The following is a 19,995-nucleotide window of genomic DNA, read 5'->3' as shown; positions in this document are numbered from 1 at the left end:
GAAGGAGTGTGCGATGAGATGAACGTAACAATATATGATGTAGCGCGCGAAGCAAACGTTTCAATGGCTACCGTATCACGCGTTGTGAACGGTAACCCAAATGTAAAGCCTACAACAAGAAAGAAAGTATTAGAAGCAATTGATCGTTTAGGATACCGCCCAAATGCGGTAGCACGTGGACTAGCAAGTAAGAAGACAACTACAGTAGGTGTTATTATTCCTGATATCTCAAATACGTTTTATGCAGAACTTGCACGTGGAATTGAAGATATCGCAACAATGTACAAATATAACATCATTTTAAGTAACTCTGATCAAAACAAAGAGAAAGAGTTCCATTTATTAAATACGATGCTTGGAAAACAAGTGGACGGAATTGTTTTCATGGGTGAAGATATTACAGACATTCACATTGAAGAATTTAAAAAATCTCCAGTACCAATTGTATTAGCAGCGTCATTTGATGAGCAAAATGAAACGCCATCAGTAAATATTGATTATACACAAGCAGCTTATGATGCAATGAAGCACTTTATTGAGCAAGGACATAAGCGTATCGGTTTCGTCTCTGGTCCTTTCATTGATAAAGCAGGAAGTGCGAAGAAGTTACAAGGTTATAAAAAAGCTCTAGAAGAAGCAAGTATTTCATATGATGAAAATCTTGTAATCGATGGAGATTACACATATGATTCAGGTATTGAAGCATTTGAAAAGCTTTGGAGCAATGATGAAAAGCCAACAGCAATCTTCGTGTCTTCTGATGAAATGGCACTAGGTGTAATCCATGCAGCACAAGACGCTGGATTAAACGTACCAACTGACGTAGAAGTACTTGGTTTCGATAATACACGTCTTGCATTAATGGTTCGTCCGCAGCTTTCAACAGTTGTTCAACCGATGTATGATATCGGTGCAGTAGCAATGCGTTTATTAACAAAGTATATGAACAAAGAAAAAGTGGAAGATCACACTGTTATCTTACCTCACCGTATCCAATTTAGAGATTCAACCAAGTAAGTATAAAAAAGCTCACAGCATTTGCTGTGAGCTTTTATTCGGATTCAGGATAGTATTTTTGTACGACTGTATCCACCGCTTTATTTTTCTTAACGTGTAAAAATCTTGCGTACAATTCTTTTCCAGTTTTAAAGGGGGTATCGTCTAATTCAAACACATGTAACACTTTTCGGAACGTCCACGTTACTTGCTCATCGTACATATTATCGTACGTATCTTCAGATTGCATAGCAATTTTTTTACCAAGTTCGTGAGCATCCTCTAAACTGTTTGCTTTAACAAGAATAATGCTTTCTTCAAAAAGTGTATTGTGATTCTCTTCATAATGCCCATCAATTTTCGTAGAATTAGGCTCACTAGAATGAACAGACTCAAACAATAATTTTACAGCGTACATATTATGCTGCATGTTTCACTTTATAAATAATACTTGCGACAAGCGAAGCAGGTATTGTAAATACGTTACTTTGATAATGGTAATGTACTTGGGATTCTTCATAAGACATATTGTCATATAGTTCGTTTTGTGAGACATTCATTTTTTTCTGTTTTTCTTTGAGCATTTTAATGTAGTTGTACTGTATTGGGACGAGAATGATGAAATAAGCTAATACGATTAGTGAAATCCAAATCATTATGAACACTCCCTTACAAAGGATATTTGTATATGGTAATTATATCAATTTACATGAGGGATATCCATATTTTTCTAGTGGTCAATTTCTTTTCCAAAATGCAAAAAGTTCTTCAGGACTTCGTAAATTATGTTCAAGGCATGTTTGTGAAGTGCGTTTAAAATATCCTACAATATCATCTTCCAATTGAAATCCTCCCTAGTATATAGCTTAGCTGGAAGAGTTCTCTATAGATTGTATGATTCCTTGTTATATGTCACATAAGTGTAAAAATAACTATTATAGGGCAATGTCATGTATAATAGAAAGAAAAGGCTTGTGAGGGGGGAAAAGAGATGATCGTTCTTTGGATAATTACGCTTTGTATGACTGCTATTTTTGCATATATGACGTTAAAACAAAATGGTTTAAAGCGATTTGTTCCAGGAAGTATTCTTGCAGGAATTGCCCTTATCACGTATGTAATTTCTATTTTTATTGAAAGTGTATCAGTAGATATGAGCAAAAGTTTAATGTTTATTGGTATTACACTATTTGCAGGTAGCATTATGGTACTTATGGTTGCTGGTATTATTTTATTTATTCATATGAATTCGGAAACGTTATAGCATATAGAAAAGGCATGTCCCGAGGGACATGCCTTTTTATCCGTTCAATTATGCTCTATCTTTAGAAGAATTTTGTTGTTTTAATAAGTCGCGAATTTCGCCAAGAAGAACTTCTTCTTTTGTTGGTTCTGGAATTTCTTCCTCTTTTTCGTCTTCTTTTTTAGATGTTAGTTTGTTGAAAACTTTAATAAACATAAAGATAGAAGCTGCGATAATTAAGAAATCAAAAATTGTTTGGATGAAGTTACCATACATAACAGCTGATTTACCGTATCCAAAGTGCAAATCTGTAAAGTTAACGCCACCTAATACCATACCAAGTAATGGTGTAATAATGTCTTTTACTAAAGAACTAACGATTTTACCGAATGCAGCACCGATTACAACCCCGACAGCTAAATCAACGACATTCCCTTTGAAAGCGAACTTTTTAAACTCGTTCCACATGTGTCAATCCCATCCTTTCCACGATTCATTATGAAATTTATAATTCCTATCAACATATTCTATAGAAATTTACGAGAGAAATAAAGGGGAAATGGGAATGAAAGTAAATTCTGAAAAATGTATCCGTTTTAATTTTTGTTTACATCATCTAGTAAAGATTGCAATAGTTGCTGCGTTTTTAATCCTTCTAATCCATCTACAACAGGCTTTGTATCTCCGTGTACACATTCAATAAAATGACGAACAGCATCTTCAAAACCACGTTGTTTTAACGTTGTATCCCATGATGGTGAACCAATTTGAGAAACTGAATTATCCTGCTCAACTTCAAATGTGTTCATATTTTTTACGCGAATGATTTTGCCTGTCGTTACAAGTTCGATTTGTTCTAAATTTGTACCAGCATGGCGATGCATTGCTGTAGAAAGCAACAGTCCACTTGGCGTTGTATATGTATGATGTCCGTAAAGAAGTTCATTCTTTTCATTGATTTGCATCATATTGTGAACGGCGTTAAGGTCATCATTAGCTAACCAGCGAGCAGTATCTACAATGTGTAAATAATCATCTAACATAGTGAAGTCGTACGTATATGGCCCGACTTTATTTGTACGATGCTTTTCAATTCGAATCCATGAAATATCATTAGCCTGTTCTTTGGCAGCGACATACATAGGAACGAATCTGCGATTAAATCCGACCATTAATTTTCGGTTATACTTCTCGCTTAACTCGACTAGTTGCTCAGCTTGTTCCACTGTAGCTGCTAGTGGCTTATCAACATAAACGTCGATTCCCTTTTTCAGAAGTTCAGAAACGATTTCATAATGCGATGCAGTTGAACTATGAACGAAGATTGCATCGCATTCCCAAGCTAACATTTCAATAGAATGAAAGTCTTGAATACGGTATTGCTGGCAAACTTGTTTTCTTTTCTCAGCGTTAGGTGTAAACGCCCCTACAAAATTCCAATCTGTTTCTTTTGTAAGTGTTGGAAGGTAGGCTTTTTGCGCAATACTTCCAAGTCCAATCATCCCAATTTTAGGTTTGTTCATGTGTATTCCCACCCTATTAATAGTAATGTAACGGGTTAAATGTAGCATAGGGCGGGGGAGGAAGGCAAAAAATAGCTTTTTACTTATTCCCTTCTAACAAAATCTTCTCTATCTCTTCAAAGTTATGAGCACGAGAATGCTCTAGCGGGGTAACACCATCGTTGTCTGGAATAGTTACATCTGCGCCGTGCTCAATAAGAAGGCGAATGACTTGTTGCTGTGTTTCGTTTCCGTTACTTAGTACGATGGCTTCCATTAAAGCTGTCCATCCCAGGTTATTTACATGATTTACATCAATATTTGTTCGAGTGAGGAGTTCTTTTATAACGTCAATATAGCCATGTTCTGAGGCTGGGATAAGAGCTGTTCCGCCGTAACGATTTGTAATCGTAGGATCTGCACCAGCATCAATTGTTAGTTTTAAAATGTCTAAGTAACCTTCCGCACCGGCGTATAGAAAGGGATTGTTTTTCATGTCATCTTGGATATTTACGTCAGCACCAGCTTCGATAAGTGCTTTTGCGGTTTTTACATCATTTTTGTATGTAGCAATCATAAGCGGAGTGCGTCCTTGATTATCCGTCGCATTTATATTTGCACCTTGTTTTAGTAAAGATATAACAGTATTCGTTTCATTTTTTTCAGTAGCTGCTAGTAGTGCAGTCTCCATGTTTGTCATCTCCTTTTTGACTTCTTGTTCTTGCGAGCATCCTTGTAAAAAAATTACGCAACATATCATACTGAATGTTTTTTTGAACATGGAATTTCAACCTCCTAATTTCAACTGTAAAATAGGAACATTAAATTTTTATAAACTGACGCTAAAATTACTATAAAATCGCTTGAGTAATTGAACATATATTTTTATGCTTATAAATAATAAGGTTTGATAAAGTGAGGATTTAAGATATGTCTATTAAAACAAGGTTTTTATTTTCTTATATTGCTGTTATCCTCGTTTCCATTACGCTTATATTAGTCGCGGGATTTTTAATCGTTTTTTCGATAACAGGTGACTTGGAAGCAGTAAAAAATTTCTATAAAAGTTCTTATATTCAAAAGCCACTTACACCAGAAGAAGAGAATGCCTATCTTGAGTTGAAGTCAGCAGCTAAACAGCATCAATCTCAATTGTTAGATGAGTCGTTTGTCTCAGCAATAGAAAAAGAGGGTGTGAAAATAGTAGTAAGAAAAGGAGAAACACTTTCATATGCTTCAAACGTATTTGAAAGTGTATCTTTAAAAGAAGCCCTTCCGAAATTTGAATCAGCAAATATTAATAGTCGTGGTACAACGGAACTAGGCGATACATTTTATCGATATGTAAAGTTTGATTTTTATTTTCCTCAGGAAGAAGAGGGAAGTATATTTGTATTAAAAAAGCAAAGTTCATTTGTAGATCTTACACAAAAATTATTTCCAATCTTATTCGTAGCGCTCTTACTACTAGCCATTTTACTCATTGGATTATTAAGTTACCTCGTTTCAAGAAGTGTAATAAAACCAATTTTTGTATTGAAAGGCGCAACGGAGAAAATTAAAGAAGGAAATTTAGATTTTCAAATACCAGTTACATCACACGATGAAATAGGGCAATTAAATCAAGGATTTGAGGAAATGAGGAAGAGATTAAAAGAATCGATAGAGATGCAAACGCAGTATGAAGAAAATCGAAAAGAGCTTATTTCAAACATCTCTCATGATTTAAAAACACCGATTACATCAATTATCGGATATGTAGAAGGAATAAAGGACGGAGTAGCAAATACGCCAGAAAAAATGGATAAGTATTTAACAACTATCCATACGAAAGCAAGACATATGGATACACTTATTGATGAATTATTTTTATTCTCAAAGCTCGATTTGAATCGAGTTCCCTTTCAGTTTGAAACGGTTGAATTGAATACGTTTATGCAAGAGTTAATCGAAGAGATGCAAATGGATTTAAGTAAAGAAGGTATAGAAGTTAACTTACAATTACATGCATCACCACTATATGTAACGGCTGATTGGGAAAAGATCAATAGAGTTATATCAAATTTAATTCATAATAGTGTGAAATACATGGATAAAGAAGAGAAGAAAATTACTGTAACAGTATCGAGTGATAATAATAAAGTTATTGTGAAAGTGATGGACAATGGATCAGGTATAGAAGTTGATACATTGCCGTATATATTTGAACGTTTTTATCGTGCAGAACAATCGCGGAATTCTAGCACAGGTGGAAGTGGACTTGGTTTAGCAATAGCGAAGCAAATTGTTGAAGAACATGGCGGGAAAATTTGGGCGGAAAGCGAGCTTGGTAAAGGCACAAGCATTTTCTTCTCATTGGAAAAAGTAGAGGAATGTGGTGAGTAAATTGAAAAGAATTTTACTAATAGAAGATGAAGTAAGTATTGCAGAATTACAGCGAGATTATTTAGAAATTAATGATTTCCAAGTTGATGTAGAGCATTCAGGAGAAATAGGTTTACAAACAGCTCTGCAAGAAGACTATGATTTAATTATTTTAGATATTATGCTTCCGAAAATGAACGGATTCGAAATTTGTAAACAAATACGTGCTGTAAAAGATATTCCGATTCTACTTGTTTCAGCAAAAAAAGAAGATATAGATAAAATCCGCGGACTTGGATTAGGAGCGGATGATTATATAACGAAACCGTTTAGCCCGAGTGAATTAGTCGCAAGAGTAAAAGCACATATTGCCCGTTATGAAAGATTATTAGGAAATGTAAGTAAGCAACGTGATACGTTATATATTCACGGAATTTCTATCGATCAACGAGCGAGAAAAGTTTTTATAAACAATGAAGAAGTGGCGTTTACAACGAAGGAATTTGATTTATTAACATTCTTTGTCACACATCCAAACCAAGTATTAAATAAAGAACAGTTATTTGAACGCATTTGGGGATTAGATTCCGCTGGGGATTTAGCCACTGTTGTCGTCCACATTAGAAAGCTACGTGAAAAAATTGAAAGAGATCCTGCTCACCCGCAATATATTGAAACGGTATGGGGAGCTGGTTATCGTTTTAATGTGTAGGGAACCTGTCAAAGTTTTGGCAGGTTTTTTTATGTGATCAAAAGGGGAAAATAGGTAATTTATGTTAAAATATAAAGAGAGATAAAACATAGGAGAGTGTGAGAGGGCGTGCTACATTTTGGGAGATACATTAAAAGATAATAAATCAAACAAGGCTTTAAAGATTGGAACCAATATCATACTTATCTTATTAATTATCGGTGCAATACAAATGTTTTATGATGAAGATTATACAAATGATCATTTTGGTTGGTTATTTATGATGGTCTTTTTTGCAATTAAAATAGTTTCTAGTTTTCTAATAAGTTTAAAAGAAGGAGATAAAAAGGCAGTATTTATTGATTTAGGTTTAGTGGTTTTGTGTGTTCTTCTTTTAATTGTTACTAGTTGAAATACTTCTTTTGAAAAAAGCTCATAGTCTCATAGAGGCTGTGAGCTTTCCTTAATAATAACGGTACTGGCGTAATGATTTATCCCGCATTTAACGGGCAGTAAGACCCCCACCTCAAAATTCAGCGAAAGCAAAGAAGTAAGGTGGGGGATCAACTGCCCGTAAAAGCCCGATTGGTTCAACTAATAATCAGTGGGGGATGAACAAAACCCTCACTGATTAAAGTTTCACTTTATAAAATGTTTGAGTAGTAGAAGTAAACTGAGCAGCTTCTTCTAAAAAAGGATAATGGTTACTCTCCTCAAATGGAATAAAGATAGAATTACGTATACTCTTATGCATCTCGATAGAATATTGAATCGGGCACTGTACATCATGTCTTCCGCATATAATAAGTGTATTTGTTTGGATGGAAGGTAAATTTTCTCTTAAATCAAATGAGGGATACTCTTTATTAAAAACGTTCATCCGGCTAGCGGACATAGTTTTTTGGATTGGTTTACAAAAATAAGAATTGTAGTTTTCCGGTTTATATAATGATAATTTTGTTCTCTTAGTAGATAGCTCTTTCCGTTCTTCACTTGTAAGGAGAGGGTTTTTTAAGTTTTCGATGAGTTTTTGCATATAATGAAACTGCGGATGTTCTAGATGATAAATGCAAAAGGGTGTTTCGGTGTAGTTGCTTGCTGCCGCTCCAACGAGTACTAATGATTGTAAGGAATTTGGATAGGTAATTGCATATAAAAGTCCAAGCATACCACCTGTTGAATGACCGGCGAAATGCCATGTTGGAAGTTGTAATGCTTCTCGTATGGCTTCTAAGTCGTGGATTGTTTCAATCATGCTTAATTCGTTTTCTGACTGGGCGGTTACAGAGCGACCAGTATCTCGTAAATTAATGAGAAATACACGATGCGTAGCAGTAAAAACATCCGCAAAGTAATCACCAGTTTCATTAAATTGTGAATAGTGATGTGTAATACAAAGCGATTCGCCATTTCCTTTTGTAAAGAGTTCAAATGTACCGCGTTTCGTGTTGATTATTTGTTGTGTCCACATAATATCACGACCTTTTCTCATAAAAGTTGGGCCAGACTGTTATGAAATAAAAATATATCAGCGATTATTAGAATATATCGGCGCAACTCGGAATATATCAGCGATTATCAAAATATATCGGCGCAACTCGGAATATATCAGCGATTATTAAAATATATCGACTTACCGACAGAAAACGACAATAATAGCAAGCTTTAAATAAAAGGAGGCTATTCAAAAACGAGCCTCCTTTTCGTTTAGTATAAAGATTTTGTCATATTATTCCGAATAATTTCAAGGGATTTCGCTACAGTTAATGCATTCTTTTCTTCAATTTCTGGTTTACGGGGGATAGGTTTATACATGTTGTCTGGATCTTCCCATGTGAGGGGAAGTTCTGTTTCTGCTTGTCCTTTCCAAGCTTCAATCCATTCTGGAGGGAGATAACCTGAGATGTTGTGGATGTTGTTCATTTCGAGCCAAATGAGTGCCCAAGCTCTTGGAACGACGCGCCAGTGATCATAGCCACCGCCGCCGACAGCAATCCAGCGACCGTCGCAATATTCGTTAGCGATTTCGCGAGCGAGCTTCGGTATTTCGCGGTAAATATTCATTGTCGCACAAAGATGTGTAAGTGGGTCGTAGTAATGTGCGTCAGCACCATTTTGCGTTAAAATAATATCCGGTTTAAAGTACGCTGCAACTTCTTTTACAACAGTTCGATATGATTCTAAAAACGATTCATCTTCTGTAAAAGCATCGAGTGGAACGTTAAAAGAATAACTATAACCATTACCTTGTCCACGTTCGTTTACAGCGCCAGTTCCAGGGAATAAATAGCGACCAGTTTCATGCAGTGAAACGGTGCATACGTTAGGGTCATCATAAAACGACCACTGTACGCCATCACCGTGATGAGCATCTGTATCAATATATAAGACGCGTAAACCGTATTTCTTTTGAATATATTTCATTGCGATGGAGCTATCGTTATAAATACAAAAGCCAGATGCCTTGCCGCGAAAGCCGTGATGTAAGCCGCCGCCCAAATTAAGTGCATGTTTTACTTTCCCGGAAAGAACAGCATCGACAGCTGTTAACGTACCACCAACGAGCAATGCGCTTGCTTCGTGCATATTTGGGAACATCGGTGTATCTTCTGTTCCGAGTCCATATGTCATCGCAATTGATTTTTCTAACTTTCCTTCTCCAGCACGTTTTACCGCATTTATGTACTCCTCTGTATGAACGTAGGCAATCTCTTCATCTGTAGCCATCCGTGGTGAGATGATTTGAGAGGGAGAGATGAAACCGCCCTTTTGTAATAAATCATACGTAAGTGTGACGCGCAGTTGGTTAAAAGGATGATCAGGGCTAAATGAATAGCCCAGAAAATCATCCGAATAAATAAACGCGCTACTCATGCTTGCATCCCCATGATGTTTGGCCATAATACGCGGTAGCCTTCTGCTTCAAGTGCATCAATCACTTTTAGAGGATTCATCGTTTGAATGCGGAAAACGAGTACTTTATCATTCTCATCTTTTGCTGGGTAGACGAGAACGCTCACGATATTTATTTGTAAATCACTAAAAATAGCAACGACTTTTCCAAGAATACCAGGTTCATTTTTTACTTGAATTTCAATTTGCGAACTTGGTTGATGTGCTCCTGTTAATTTTACTAACGTGTGCAGTACTGTAGATTCAGAAATAATTCCAACTAACTTCCCAGCCTTTGTAACAGGAAGACAGCCAATTTTATTTTCAAAAAATAAAGTAGCAATTTCCTCAACGAAATCGAGAGGATGGCAAGTCATAACAGGATGTTTCATAATAAGTTCGAGCGGTTGCTGTAGCATATCGAGTGAAACTTGTTCATCTAGAATAGACGGACTTGCATCTCTTACATCCCGATCAGAAATAATGCCTACGACGTGATTATTTTGATCGACAATTGGAATGTGCCGAATTCCTTTCGTGCGAATCGTTCGGATTGCTGTTTCGATTGTATCGTTTGGATGTAGTGTAACTACATTTTGATTCATAATTTCTTCTACAATCATTCCAGTTGCCCCCTTTATTAATACATAAAACGATTGTGAAAACGTAGACGATCAAAAGCTTGAATAGAATCCGTATCAACGCGTTTACCGATGCGGACCATTAAACAGTTGGCGGGATGTGAACAAATTTCAGGATCATCTGTAGCCATCCATTGTAACCCGCCGGCATTCATCATCTTTTCCATTACTTTTCGGTATTCCCAAACATTTAATCCTGTTTGTTTCAAATCCCAGTGCCAATAATATTCAGTCGTCAATATAATGTAATCTTCCATATAATCGTCCATCATAGAAACCTCTAGTAAGTTCTTTCCGACAGAACTCCCGCGGAAGGCTGGGACTACTTCAATTGCCCCAAGCTCAATTAAGTTTTCTATTTTTCCTTCTGACCATCGTTCAAGTGGATCAGGATATAAATATGTAACATATCCAACAATCATCTGGTCATGTCTAGCAATAATGAGTCGAGCTTCTGGTAATTTAGAAATTTCGACAATTGCTTTATATTGCTGTTCAGCAGGACGAAATGCAACTAAATCTGGATGAAATTCATACATTTCAAGATTATGTGTAGAGACAGGACCTTCAATAATTAAAGTGCCTTTCGCTGTTTTTAAGTTTCTAGCATTGTATATTTTTTTATGAATCAATGTATTGCTCACCACCTTGAGGGTTTGTGAATCTATTAATATCGTACTTTATAATATATGCGATGTGAATCGAATTTTGTCATTAAAAATTTGTCTAAAAATCAACAAATATACTGAAAATTTTAAATAATGTCATTATAATAGATAATAGAATACATAGGAGGGGGATGTAAAGTATGAAAGTAGAAACGCTTCCTGTCATTAAAGGAGAAAATAATTTGCCGAATTATGATGAGGCATACGCGAATTTTAACTGGGAAGAGGTTAATAAAAACTTTACTTGGAATGAAACAGGCCGAGTAAATATGGCGTATGAGGCAATTGATAAGCATGCGAAATCCGATCGAAAGAATAAAGTAGCTCTTTATTATCAAGATGGATCGCGAAAAGAGAAATATACATTTAAGGAAATGAAGGATTTTTCTAATAAAGCAGGAAACGTCCTTAAGAATTATGGCGATGTAGAAAAAGGCGATCGCGTTTTTATTTTTATGCCACGTTCTCCAGAGTTATATTTCGCACTTTTAGGTGCAGTGAAATTAGGAGCAATTGTTGGACCGCTATTTGAAGCATTTATGGAAGGCGCAGTTCGCGATCGCTTAGAAGATAGCGAAGCAAAGGTGTTAATTACAACGCCTGAATTGTTAGAGCGCGTACCATTAAATGATTTACCAGCTTTAAAGACAGTCTTCCTTGTTGGAGATAATGTAGAAGAAGGCGGTAAAACGGTAGCGTTCAATCCTTTATTTGAACAAGCTTCAAAAGAATTACATATTGAATGGTTAGGCCGTGAAGACGGTTTGATTCTACATTACACGTCTGGCTCTACTGGTAAGCCAAAAGGTGTGCTTCATGCGCAAAACGCAATGGTTCAGCACTATCAAACGGCGAAGTGGGTATTAGATTTAAAAGAAGACGATGTATATTGGTGTACTGCTGACCCGGGCTGGGTAACTGGAACAGCTTACGGTATTTTCGCACCGTGGTTAGTTGGAGCGTCAAATGTTATTTTAGGTGGACGCTTTAGTCCAGAAGCTTGGTATGAAGCACTGCAAGATTACGGTGTGACGGTTTGGTACAGCGCACCAACAGCATTCCGTATGTTAATGGGAGCTGGACAAGACGCAATTAAAAAATATGACTTATCACAAGTTCGTCACGTATTAAGCGTTGGTGAGCCGTTAAATCCAGAAGTAATTCGCTGGGGTATGAATGCATTTGGACTTCGTATTCATGATACGTGGTGGATGACAGAAACAGGTGGACAAGTTATTTGTAACTACCCTTGTATGGAAATCCGTCCAGGTTCAATGGGTAAACCAATTCCAGGTGTGAAAGCAGCGATTGTTGATAATGAAGGAAATGAAGTGCCTCCTTACACAATGGGGAACTTAGCAATTGCGAAAGGTTGGCCATCTATGATGCGCGGGATCTGGAATAACCAGCAAAAGTATGAATCTTATTTCATGCCGGGAGATTGGTACGTATCAGGCGACTCTGCCTATATGGATGAAGATGGATACTTCTGGTTCCAAGGACGTATTGACGATGTAATTATGACGTCAGGTGAGCGCGTTGGTCCGTTTGAAGTAGAAAGTAAATTAATCGAGCATGCTGCTGTTGCAGAAGCTGGTGTAATTGGTATTCCTGATCCGGTGCGCGGCGAAATTATTAAAGCATTTATCGCACTTCGAGCAGGATACGAACCATCTGATGAATTAAAAGAAGAAATTCGTCAATTTGTAAAGAAAGGCCTAGCAGCTCATGCAGCGCCACGACAAATTGAATTTAGAGATAAATTACCGAAAACGAGAAGTGGTAAAATTATGCGACGCGTATTAAAAGCGTGGGAGTTAAACTTACCAACAGGTGACTTATCAACGATGGAAGATTAAGAGAGAAAGGTCTGAACGAAAAATGTTCAGGCCTTTCTTTTTTATGATATCATGAACTTATATATATAAGTTAAAGGGGGTAGTATGATGAAAACAGAAAAGGAAAAGATGATAATAGGAGAAATGTACATACCGGCTGATCCAGTTTTAGTACAAGAAAGAGAGCAAGCACGTATATTAACGAGAAAATTAAATGATACGCCAGAAGAGCAATTGAAAGAGCGTAGCGAAATCGTAAAAGAATTATTCGGAACGACTGGAGATAACATTCATCTTGAATCTTCTTTTAGATGTGATTACGGCTATAACATTCATGTCGGTGAAAATTTTTACGCGAACTTTGACTGTACGATTTTAGACGTATGTCCGGTAACAATCGGAGTGAACTGTATGTTAGCTCCAGGTGTTCACATTTATACAGCAACGCACCCGCTTGATCCGGTAGAGCGTATAAGCGGATCAGAATACGGAAAACCAGTTACAATTGGCGATAACGTATGGATTGGCGGAAGAGCAATTATTAATCCAGGTGTAACAATTGGAGACAATGCGGTGATCGCATCTGGTGCTGTCGTAACGAAAGATGTGCCTAATAATGTAGTAGTTGGCGGGAATCCTGCAAAGATTATAAAAAAACTAAAATAATATTTGAACGAAGTGCCTTCCTCGTCTGTATACATTTATGAAAGAATAGATGAGGGAGGCTTTTATATGTCTAATAAATTACTTCTTACTTTTGCTGTAATTGGAATTATAGTTGTATTTTCTTGTGGTCTTTTCTTACCGATACCAATTGGATATAGAGTATCAATGCTTACAGCTGGAGTTATAATGGGTGTTATGTTTTCAATCATTATTCCATTTGATAGAAAACATATAGTACGGAAAAATGGATATAAAATTGATTTTACAAAAACAAAAGTGTATTTTCGCTGGAATGTATTTGACACTATTTCTATCTGCCTTGCGTTGTATGCATGCATATGTGTGCAAGCGTTAAATACTTTAGTTACAATGGGATTTACGATTCAAAACCCATATGTGCAATTTTTTACAAATCAATCACAATTGTGGATTTTTATTGCGATTGCATATTTAATTTCCCGTATTTCATTAACGTTAAAAGGAATAAAGGAGATCAAAAATCATGGCGCAGATTGGGATTGAGGAGGAGCTCATGCTTGCGTATCAAAGTGGAGATAAACAAGCAGGAGAAAGACTATATGTTTTAATCAAACCAGCGCTATACACATTTTTATATCGATTTAACCGAGATGAACAATTAAGTATCGATCTTGTGCAAGATACGTTTTTGACGCTAGAGCGTAAGAAACATATGTATGAACTTGAAAAAGGTAAAATAAAAACGTATTTATTTCAAATTGGTTATCGTCTTATGATTAATAAATTAAATAGGAGAAAAAAGTGGCGTACGCTTTTGCCATTTTTAGTGCCGATTCCGGAAAAAGAATTTTCTCACGAAGATCGGCTCACAGTAAGAGAAGCAATTTTGAAAGTTCCAGAAGAGCAAAGAGCGGTCCTAATCCTTTCTTATTATCATGACATGCAGCAAAAAGAAATTGCAGAGATATTAAACATTCCGATTGGAACGGTGAAATCGAGACTTCATAACGGGATAAAGAAATTGAAACAATTGCTGGAGGTGGACGAAATTGAGCGAAAATCCCTTTAAGAGTGAATATAAGTTAAAGCAACATTTAGATAGTGATCATGTAGAAATACCAGACTTTCCAAAAACGGTAAGTCGATTCGATCGATTAATCGGGTTTCTTGGTTCCCCAGCGAAAGATCCTGTGGAGGCGACCATTGGGAATGATTTATCGATTGTGTTTCATGTATCATTATTAGTTGGGGTTCCAATTCTTTCTCTTATTACGATACTCTTTATGGTGTTGTAAAGGATTGACAAGAAGGGAAACTTGACCTCTATTTGACACGCCTATATAAATGATGGTATAAAGAAAAGTATATGAATAATTGAGCGTGGAAAGGGAGAAGTAGTGATCATTTCCCTGTTTTAGAGAGCTGATGGCCGGTGAAAATCAGCACATAGATGATCGCGAATTACGCCCCTAGAGCATCTTTTTTCGATTGAATTTTATTCAAAAGGGAAAAGACGGTGCTAAGCCGTTATGTAAATAAGGTGGTAGGCTTTTTTTGCCTGCAACTAGGGTGGTAACGCGATGATCAAAATCGTCCCTTATTTGAAGGGGCGATTTTTTTATGTTTTCAACCTTCACGCCAGTAATGAACTTAAAGGAGAGTATGTAGGATATGGGTATTTTACAAGATCTTGAATTTCGCGGTCTAATTAATCAGCAAACAGATGCTGAGGGACTTGAGCAATTATTAGAAAAAGAAAGCGTTAAATTATACTGTGGTTTCGATCCGACAGCAGATAGCTTACACATTGGTCATATGTTACCAGTATTAATGTTACGTCGTTTCCAATTAGCTGGTCACCAACCAATCGCACTTGTTGGCGGTGGTACTGGTATGATCGGTGACCCAAGTGGTAAAAAAGCAGAGCGTACATTAAATACGAAAGATACAGTTGCTTACTACACAGAAAGCATTAAAAACCAACTTTCAAACTTCTTAGAGTTTGAAAACGTGGACAACCCAGCAACGATGGCTAACAACTATGACTGGCTTGGTAGCTTAGATGTCATTTCATTCTTACGCGATATCGGTAAAAACTTCGGTTTAAACTATATGTTAGCAAAAGATACAGTAGCATCTCGTTTAGAAACTGGTATTTCATTCACTGAGTTCAGTTACATGATTTTACAATCATACGACTTCTTAAACTTATACCAACAACATAATTGCCGTCTACAAATCGGTGGTAGTGACCAATGGGGTAACATTACAGCTGGTCTTGAATTAATCCGTAAATCAGAAGAAGATGCGAAAGCATTCGGTTTAACAATTCCACTTGTTACTAAATCTGACGGTACGAAGTTTGGTAAAACAGAAGGCGGCGCAATTTGGTTAGACCCAGAGAAAACAACTCCTTACGAGTTCTACCAATTCTGGATTAACACAGATGACCGCGACGTTGTTAAATACTTAAAATACTTCACATTCTTATCTCATGAAGAAATTCTTGAGCTTGAAAAGCAAGTAGCTGAAGCGCCAGAAAAACGTGCAGCACAAAAAGCATTAGGTTCTGAAATGACAAAACTTGTTCACGGCGAAGAAGCATTAGAGCAAGCGATTAAAATTTCAGCTGCATTATTCAGCGGTTCTGTAGCAGAACTAACTGCAAGCGAAATCGAACAAGGATTCAAAGACGTACCATCTGTAGAACGTACTGCAGAAGATACAGTATTAATCGACTTACTTGTAGAAAGTAAAATCTCTCCATCAAAACGTCAAGCACGTGAAGATGTAACGAACGGCGCAATCTACGTAAACGGTGAGCGTACACAAGCATTAGACTACGTTGTAACAGAAAACGACCGCATCGAAGGTAAATTCACAATCATTCGCCGTGGTAAAAAGAAATATTTCTTAATTCGTTACTAATAAATAAAAAGCTTTGAGGAAATTCCTCAAAGCTTTTTTTGTTTTAATCTCCTTTTCGAGTTCATACGGAAATCACATGTAAGCGGTATGATAAACGTATAACAATTAGAAAGGAGTGGTAAAACGAAATGTCACTAGAAGCATTGATTATTTTTTCTTTGCTAAACGCGGGTCAACTTGCAGAGAATTCGAAGGTTGATATACATAAAGAGCAGAAAGATGCTTATGTATATGTTCAAAAAGAGGAAAATAAATAACTTTAATATATATAAATAAAAGCTACTCGAAGTAACTGTTTTGGTGTCTTCGGTAGCTTTTTAAATTATAAATAAATAGGAATTAATTCTCGCTTAAAATCTTCGTACATTTCAAAGGCAATTTTCATGATTTCTTTGAGTTCATCGTAACTATGGAAATATAACACGGGTACTTTTTCCTTGTCATTTGATAACAATCTTATAAATATGTCCCAAGGGTCTCCAGCTCTAACTTCATCATCATGCCATGCTTCCCAAATCAATTCAGCAACACCATATTTTAAGCTGATGTTAAATCTAAAGGCGTAGCTATCTTTGTTTTTTACTTCACCTACAATAAAAAAGTCTGCTTTTTTATTGTAACGAGCTTTATAGCCAAGAGACTCAAATACTGCAATTACTTTTTCGTTTTCATAGTTTTCAAATGTATTTTCTCTATCAGAAAATTTTTCTGATAAGGCTTTATATTTCTTAATAAAATCAATTTTTGTAAGACTGGCTTGTATTTCAGGTTTTAATGAATACGCCAATAATTACTCCTCCCTAATTTTTAGTATTAGATCAAATAAAGCAGTATACATTTTAGATACATGAAGAAATCCGCCTTTTGTGAGTCGGATTTTTCTTAGTTTAATTCTATTAAAATATTATAATTGTTAATTGAAATTTAGTTATTTTTAGCAAGATTTTGCAGTTAGCTATTTAAAAGTGTAAGTATATCTCCTTTAAATATAGCAGCTATTTCCGCTTCCTCTAATGAATCTCCCCATCTAAAAACTATATCATCTTTTGGGCAGAGATGAATGGAAAGGTTAAAATAATCTATTTCATCTTTCCATTTGTTATATTCATTAAATGCTTTTTTGAAGATTGTTCTAACATTTTCTTCCGCAATTATATTATTATTTTTACTTGCAATGATTGTAAATCTTTTAGGATTACTAGAAACTATTTCAATGGCATCTGGAAGTTTCTCGAGACAAAACTCTGCAATACTTGAGTAGAAAGTTGTTCCTCCAACTTCCATTTCAACTTCTGGACCCTTATTAAATCCCTCAAGTTTCCATTTGGTTTGAAGAGCTTTCCATACCTTTCGGTATTTTTCAATTTTAGAGTTTTTGTCTTTGATTTCAATAGCTGCAATCAAGTAGAATTTGTAGACATTAGTCAAATCATGTTTCATAAATACTTGCTTGATTTCAGTGCCACATACTTCTTTGAATTGATTTTTTTCATCTGAGCTAAATAACATGGAGCCATTAACACTGAATAAACTTAAATTTGGTAAATTACCGACTCTTTTGATTGCTTCATCCTTACTAAACCATTTGTAGTATGAGAATGCATCTTCTTCTACTTCATTCCAACACTTCATTTTACCACCTCAATTTTAATAGTCATAATGATTCCCATGTACATCATTGAAATGTGATCCTCTATTTTGAGATGGATCATCTGGATAAGTATGACCGCCTGAATGCTCTCTTATAATCTTACCATCTTTGAAATGATAGTCTCTTCCAGGGATAGGATTCCCTCTTTTATCTACAGCTGGTGTAACCTTAGTTGGCTGTTCATTAACAGGAATACCGCTTGCTCTCTTAGCTTCGTTGAAAGCTCCACCTCTCTTAGCTCCTTTAGGAGTAAAATTTGGCGGTCTTTGTCCTTTTTCTGCTTTTACATAGTCTTTGTAGTTAGGTTTTACTGTCTGCGTAACTCTTTCGCCAGACTTACCAAAAGAAGATTGAAACCTTTGCAAAGTATCAATGCTATTTTGAACGGTATTATACCATACAAATGTACCATGTGTAGCAACACCTGCTCCAGCGGTTGTAAGAACTAAATCAGCTGGGATAACAATTGGTGATGCTGCCCCGAAAGTTACTCCTTCTAACAATACGGTTCCAACATTTGATCCTGTTACAATAGCTATACCGCCCAAAATTTCAAAAATAGATCCTACCCCTGATACAAAATTCCCCACAAGATTTCCGGCTTGAAAGGTTGTTTTGTTTTCTAATTCATTGCCCATTGGTAATTCCACGCCTGTAAAGTTTTCAGCGGCTGAATTACAAATTCCCTGGAAGAATTCCCAAGCACCAATAGCTGTTTTTTGGTACCACGGTCTATTAGCTTCTTGTTCTTGTAAAGCCATTTTTTCTTCAATTTCTTTTTTTATTTCGGCTTCTTGAACTCTTTCCTCTGCAATTTTTTGAATAGAGGTTATCCATTCCATATTCAACCCTTGTGTACTAAATGTACCACTGGCGGGACTAAAACCTTTTCCGCTTTGTACTTCCGCCAAACCTGTCGCAATGCTAGCGGCTAGTTGGAGTGCAGTATCATAATTATTACTAGAAGTATAATTAAATTCATATAGATGCTCTAATTTTTCTTGCATTTTTTGCCTCATGACAGTAAAAAGATTTACCATAGCGTCCATACCTGGGATCGACATAGTTTGGTTGAGCGCTTCTGTACTTGCTATCATTCGATCGATTTCTCGAATTTGTTCTAATATCTCCTGTTCGATAACATCTGTAGAAGCTACCTGTGATTGAAAGTCTCTTGGAAAAGCATCATTTTGACGGATTAATTCTTCGCATAAGTAAATGATTCCTTGTGCTAACGGACGAAAGGTTTGTAAGAAATATGATTTTGCACTGCTATATGTTTGTCCTTGTAGAACAGTATCCAATGCAAAAGCGTCAATAGAATGAATAATGTGTTCCATACCTTGAATAGTAGCGTTACAGAAAGCGTTCATACTTTCTGTTTGAGCTTGTACTTCACCGAGATACATATTTAAAGACATGAACTTTCCCTCCCTCTTATAAAAAATACCAATTAAAGGAAGAGATTGTAAATGTAATGTTCTAATTATTCAGCAAACAAAAACTTGTTCATTAAGTTTTTTAATCTCATTCGGATGCTCGGATGATGAAGAGGTTTTTAAGATTGAATGTAAATAGAAAAAGGGAAGGTATAGAGAATGTGCACATAAATACGTTGTAAAAATCATGTTAACAAAAAGAAAGTATAGCAAAGAAAAATGAGTTATGGGGTAGAATGTAGTGTTTTTAAGTGTTAGAAGAAGGTAAACTGGCTAAATTCAGAAATGATAATTCTAATGTTGTATTAGCATTGAAAAGAAATACTAACATTAGAACAAATAGGACAGTATAAAATGAATTAGATAATGAAGAAAGCCGCTCGTTTTGAAGTGCACCCCAATTGTTAGACACAGTCTAACAATTGGAGGTGCATTTTTTATGGCTAAATTTTCTTCAAAAGAAAAAATCCAAGCGGTGAAACGATATTTAGATGGTA

The 19,995-nt window shown here is 36.0% G+C and carries 24 protein-coding genes and 1 other annotated feature; of the genes, 12 read left to right on the top strand and 12 right to left on the bottom strand.

The features are described from left to right. Positions 1-18 precede the first annotated feature (18 nt). The gene (ccpA, locus tag ACTFRH_RS27440) at positions 19-1,017 is read left to right on the top strand and encodes a catabolite control protein A (protein ID WP_001103300.1); all 999 of its coding nucleotides are present in this window, start codon (positions 19-21) and stop codon (positions 1,015-1,017) included. Between the two features lie 34 nt (positions 1,018-1,051). Here ccpA and ACTFRH_RS27435 read toward each other — a convergent pair whose 3' ends face one another. Together ACTFRH_RS27435 and ACTFRH_RS27430 are read right to left on the bottom strand one after the other, a co-directional pair. Beyond that, the gene (locus ACTFRH_RS27435) at positions 1,052-1,414 is read right to left on the bottom strand and encodes a DUF4288 domain-containing protein (protein WP_003302999.1); all 363 of its coding nucleotides are present in this window, start codon (positions 1,412-1,414) and stop codon (positions 1,052-1,054) included. Position 1,415: 1 nt separating this feature from the next. Further along, positions 1,416-1,652 carry a DUF3949 domain-containing protein gene (locus ACTFRH_RS27430; RefSeq protein ID WP_000637899.1) on the bottom strand — a complete coding sequence of 79 codons (237 nt, stop codon included), beginning with the start codon at positions 1,650-1,652 and terminating at the stop codon, positions 1,416-1,418. A gap of 335 nt (positions 1,653-1,987) precedes the next feature. Here ACTFRH_RS27430 and ACTFRH_RS27425 point away from each other — a divergent pair, with 335 nt between their 5' ends. After that, positions 1,988-2,260, top strand: a complete 273-nt coding sequence (locus tag ACTFRH_RS27425) for a DUF3917 domain-containing protein (protein WP_000636586.1) — start codon at positions 1,988-1,990, stop codon at positions 2,258-2,260. A gap of 48 nt (positions 2,261-2,308) precedes the next feature. Here the strand turns inward: ACTFRH_RS27425 and mscL are convergent, their stop codons facing one another. From mscL to ACTFRH_RS27410, 3 genes are all read right to left on the bottom strand, one after another. Next, positions 2,309-2,707 carry a large conductance mechanosensitive channel protein MscL gene (gene mscL, locus ACTFRH_RS27420; RefSeq protein ID WP_000267015.1) on the bottom strand — a complete coding sequence of 133 codons (399 nt, stop codon included), beginning with the start codon at positions 2,705-2,707 and terminating at the stop codon, positions 2,309-2,311. A gap of 128 nt (positions 2,708-2,835) precedes the next feature. Then, positions 2,836-3,762 carry a Gfo/Idh/MocA family protein gene (locus tag ACTFRH_RS27415; RefSeq protein ID WP_440048877.1) on the bottom strand — a complete coding sequence of 309 codons (927 nt, stop codon included), beginning with the start codon at positions 3,760-3,762 and terminating at the stop codon, positions 2,836-2,838. Between the two features lie 79 nt (positions 3,763-3,841). Further along, positions 3,842-4,522: an ankyrin repeat domain-containing protein gene (locus tag ACTFRH_RS27410; RefSeq protein ID WP_000475118.1), complete on the bottom strand. Its 681-nt coding sequence runs from the start codon at positions 4,520-4,522 to the stop codon at positions 3,842-3,844. 149 nt (positions 4,523-4,671) lie between these two features. Here ACTFRH_RS27410 and ACTFRH_RS27405 point away from each other — a divergent pair, with 149 nt between their 5' ends. The 3 genes from ACTFRH_RS27405 (at position 4,672) to ACTFRH_RS27395 (ending at position 7,208) form a co-directional block, all read left to right on the top strand. Next, positions 4,672-6,126: a sensor histidine kinase gene (locus ACTFRH_RS27405; RefSeq protein WP_000023864.1), complete on the top strand. Its 1,455-nt coding sequence runs from the start codon at positions 4,672-4,674 to the stop codon at positions 6,124-6,126. Position 6,127: 1 nt separating this feature from the next. Then, complete coding sequence (locus ACTFRH_RS27400; protein WP_001986686.1) at positions 6,128-6,817, top strand: response regulator transcription factor; 690 nt, start codon at positions 6,128-6,130, stop codon at positions 6,815-6,817. Positions 6,818-6,935: 118 nt separating this feature from the next. Then, complete coding sequence (locus ACTFRH_RS27395) at positions 6,936-7,208, top strand: hypothetical protein (protein WP_000502923.1); 273 nt, start codon at positions 6,936-6,938, stop codon at positions 7,206-7,208. Between the two features lie 219 nt (positions 7,209-7,427). Here ACTFRH_RS27395 and ACTFRH_RS27390 read toward each other — a convergent pair whose 3' ends face one another. The 4 genes from ACTFRH_RS27390 to acuA all read right to left on the bottom strand — a co-directional run bounded on the left by ACTFRH_RS27390 (position 7,428) and on the right by acuA (position 10,961). Then, positions 7,428-8,288, bottom strand: a complete 861-nt coding sequence (locus tag ACTFRH_RS27390) for an alpha/beta fold hydrolase (RefSeq protein WP_003302979.1) — start codon at positions 8,286-8,288, stop codon at positions 7,428-7,430. A gap of 215 nt (positions 8,289-8,503) precedes the next feature. Then, positions 8,504-9,670, bottom strand: coding sequence for an acetoin utilization protein AcuC (gene acuC, locus ACTFRH_RS27385; RefSeq protein ID WP_000092790.1), 1,167 nt, complete (start codon positions 9,668-9,670; stop codon positions 8,504-8,506). After that, positions 9,667-10,311, bottom strand: coding sequence for an acetoin utilization AcuB family protein (locus ACTFRH_RS27380; RefSeq protein ID WP_000634583.1), 645 nt, complete (start codon positions 10,309-10,311; stop codon positions 9,667-9,669). Before ACTFRH_RS27380 ends, acuC begins: the two co-directional genes overlap by 4 nt. Before the next feature lie 17 nt (positions 10,312-10,328). Next, positions 10,329-10,961, bottom strand: coding sequence for an acetoin utilization protein acetyltransferase AcuA (gene acuA, locus ACTFRH_RS27375; RefSeq protein WP_000581392.1), 633 nt, complete (start codon positions 10,959-10,961; stop codon positions 10,329-10,331). Between the two features lie 176 nt (positions 10,962-11,137). Between acuA and acsA the strand changes: the two genes are divergently transcribed. The 7 genes from acsA (at position 11,138) to ACTFRH_RS27340 (ending at position 16,665) form a co-directional block, all read left to right on the top strand. After that, complete coding sequence (acsA, locus tag ACTFRH_RS27370; RefSeq protein WP_000862049.1) at positions 11,138-12,856, top strand: acetate--CoA ligase; 1,719 nt, start codon at positions 11,138-11,140, stop codon at positions 12,854-12,856. Between the two features lie 84 nt (positions 12,857-12,940). After that, on the top strand, positions 12,941-13,501 hold the full coding sequence (locus tag ACTFRH_RS27365; protein WP_003302985.1) for a maltose acetyltransferase domain-containing protein: 561 nt from the start codon (positions 12,941-12,943) through the stop codon (positions 13,499-13,501). 66 nt (positions 13,502-13,567) lie between these two features. Continuing rightward, positions 13,568-14,023 (top strand): hypothetical protein, encoded by a 456-nt coding sequence (locus ACTFRH_RS27360; protein WP_000066457.1) that lies wholly within the window; start codon positions 13,568-13,570, stop codon positions 14,021-14,023. After that, entirely contained in the window at positions 14,004-14,549 is a 546-nt protein-coding gene (locus ACTFRH_RS27355; RefSeq protein ID WP_000057201.1) for an RNA polymerase sigma factor, read from the top strand. Before ACTFRH_RS27360 ends, ACTFRH_RS27355 begins: the two co-directional genes overlap by 20 nt. Continuing rightward, positions 14,530-14,775, top strand: coding sequence for a hypothetical protein (locus tag ACTFRH_RS27350; RefSeq protein ID WP_001293778.1), 246 nt, complete (start codon positions 14,530-14,532; stop codon positions 14,773-14,775). Before ACTFRH_RS27355 ends, ACTFRH_RS27350 begins: the two co-directional genes overlap by 20 nt. Positions 14,776-14,852: 77 nt before the next feature. Beyond that, positions 14,853-15,081: a binding site (T-box leader), on the top strand. A 70-nt stretch (positions 15,082-15,151) separates the two neighbouring features. Next, complete coding sequence (gene tyrS, locus ACTFRH_RS27345; RefSeq protein WP_000512092.1) at positions 15,152-16,408, top strand: tyrosine--tRNA ligase; 1,257 nt, start codon at positions 15,152-15,154, stop codon at positions 16,406-16,408. 128 nt (positions 16,409-16,536) lie between these two features. Next, complete coding sequence (locus tag ACTFRH_RS27340; RefSeq protein WP_000050940.1) at positions 16,537-16,665, top strand: hypothetical protein; 129 nt, start codon at positions 16,537-16,539, stop codon at positions 16,663-16,665. A gap of 65 nt (positions 16,666-16,730) precedes the next feature. Here the strand turns inward: ACTFRH_RS27340 and ACTFRH_RS27335 are convergent, their stop codons facing one another. From ACTFRH_RS27335 to ACTFRH_RS27325, 3 genes are all read right to left on the bottom strand, one after another. After that, entirely contained in the window at positions 16,731-17,195 is a 465-nt protein-coding gene (locus ACTFRH_RS27335; RefSeq protein ID WP_000331786.1) for a hypothetical protein, read from the bottom strand. 164 nt (positions 17,196-17,359) lie between these two features. Continuing rightward, complete coding sequence (locus ACTFRH_RS27330) at positions 17,360-18,040, bottom strand: hypothetical protein (RefSeq protein WP_000650401.1); 681 nt, start codon at positions 18,038-18,040, stop codon at positions 17,360-17,362. Positions 18,041-18,055: 15 nt separating this feature from the next. Next, positions 18,056-19,480: an HNH/endonuclease VII fold putative polymorphic toxin gene (locus ACTFRH_RS27325; protein WP_000056030.1), complete on the bottom strand. Its 1,425-nt coding sequence runs from the start codon at positions 19,478-19,480 to the stop codon at positions 18,056-18,058. Positions 19,481-19,995: the final 515 nt, after the last annotated feature.

It is taken from the genome of Bacillus cereus group sp. MYBK216-1, from assembly GCF_051916495.1.
Classification (GTDB): Bacteria; Bacillota; Bacilli; order Bacillales; family Bacillaceae_G; genus Bacillus_A; species Bacillus_A thuringiensis_K.
Note: the sequence above shows the minus strand (reverse complement) of the source record. Positions and strands in the feature narration are given on the sequence as shown.

What these genes read in the sequence shown, in the direction of transcription:
- mscL (WP_000267015.1), bottom strand. Translation starts at nt 2,707, where the DNA reads ATGTGGAACGAGTTTAAAAAGTTCGCTTTCAAAGGGAATGTCGTTGAT.
- ACTFRH_RS27390 (WP_003302979.1), bottom strand. Translation starts at nt 8,288, where the DNA reads ATGAGAAAAGGTCGTGATATTATGTGGACACAACAAATAATCAACACG.
- ACTFRH_RS27380 (WP_000634583.1), bottom strand. Translation starts at nt 10,311, where the DNA reads ATGATTGTAGAAGAAATTATGAATCAAAATGTAGTTACACTACATCCA.
- ACTFRH_RS27330 (WP_000650401.1), bottom strand. Translation starts at nt 18,040, where the DNA reads ATGAAGTGTTGGAATGAAGTAGAAGAAGATGCATTCTCATACTACAAA.
- acsA (WP_000862049.1), top strand. Translation starts at nt 11,138, where the DNA reads ATGAAAGTAGAAACGCTTCCTGTCATTAAAGGAGAAAATAATTTGCCG.
- ACTFRH_RS27340 (WP_000050940.1), top strand. Translation starts at nt 16,537, where the DNA reads ATGTCACTAGAAGCATTGATTATTTTTTCTTTGCTAAACGCGGGTCAA.
- ACTFRH_RS27405 (WP_000023864.1), top strand. Translation starts at nt 4,672, where the DNA reads ATGTCTATTAAAACAAGGTTTTTATTTTCTTATATTGCTGTTATCCTC.
- ACTFRH_RS27430 (WP_000637899.1), bottom strand. Translation starts at nt 1,652, where the DNA reads ATGATTTGGATTTCACTAATCGTATTAGCTTATTTCATCATTCTCGTC.
- tyrS (WP_000512092.1), top strand. Translation starts at nt 15,152, where the DNA reads ATGGGTATTTTACAAGATCTTGAATTTCGCGGTCTAATTAATCAGCAA.
- ACTFRH_RS27425 (WP_000636586.1), top strand. Translation starts at nt 1,988, where the DNA reads ATGATCGTTCTTTGGATAATTACGCTTTGTATGACTGCTATTTTTGCA.
- ACTFRH_RS27360 (WP_000066457.1), top strand. Translation starts at nt 13,568, where the DNA reads ATGTCTAATAAATTACTTCTTACTTTTGCTGTAATTGGAATTATAGTT.
- ACTFRH_RS27365 (WP_003302985.1), top strand. Translation starts at nt 12,941, where the DNA reads ATGATGAAAACAGAAAAGGAAAAGATGATAATAGGAGAAATGTACATA.
- ACTFRH_RS27435 (WP_003302999.1), bottom strand. Translation starts at nt 1,414, where the DNA reads ATGTACGCTGTAAAATTATTGTTTGAGTCTGTTCATTCTAGTGAGCCT.
- acuC (WP_000092790.1), bottom strand. Translation starts at nt 9,670, where the DNA reads ATGAGTAGCGCGTTTATTTATTCGGATGATTTTCTGGGCTATTCATTT.
- ACTFRH_RS27325 (WP_000056030.1), bottom strand. Translation starts at nt 19,480, where the DNA reads ATGTCTTTAAATATGTATCTCGGTGAAGTACAAGCTCAAACAGAAAGT.
- ccpA (WP_001103300.1), top strand. Translation starts at nt 19, where the DNA reads ATGAACGTAACAATATATGATGTAGCGCGCGAAGCAAACGTTTCAATG.
- ACTFRH_RS27355 (WP_000057201.1), top strand. Translation starts at nt 14,004, where the DNA reads ATGGCGCAGATTGGGATTGAGGAGGAGCTCATGCTTGCGTATCAAAGT.
- ACTFRH_RS27410 (WP_000475118.1), bottom strand. Translation starts at nt 4,522, where the DNA reads ATGTTCAAAAAAACATTCAGTATGATATGTTGCGTAATTTTTTTACAA.
- ACTFRH_RS27415 (WP_440048877.1), bottom strand. Translation starts at nt 3,762, where the DNA reads ATGAACAAACCTAAAATTGGGATGATTGGACTTGGAAGTATTGCGCAA.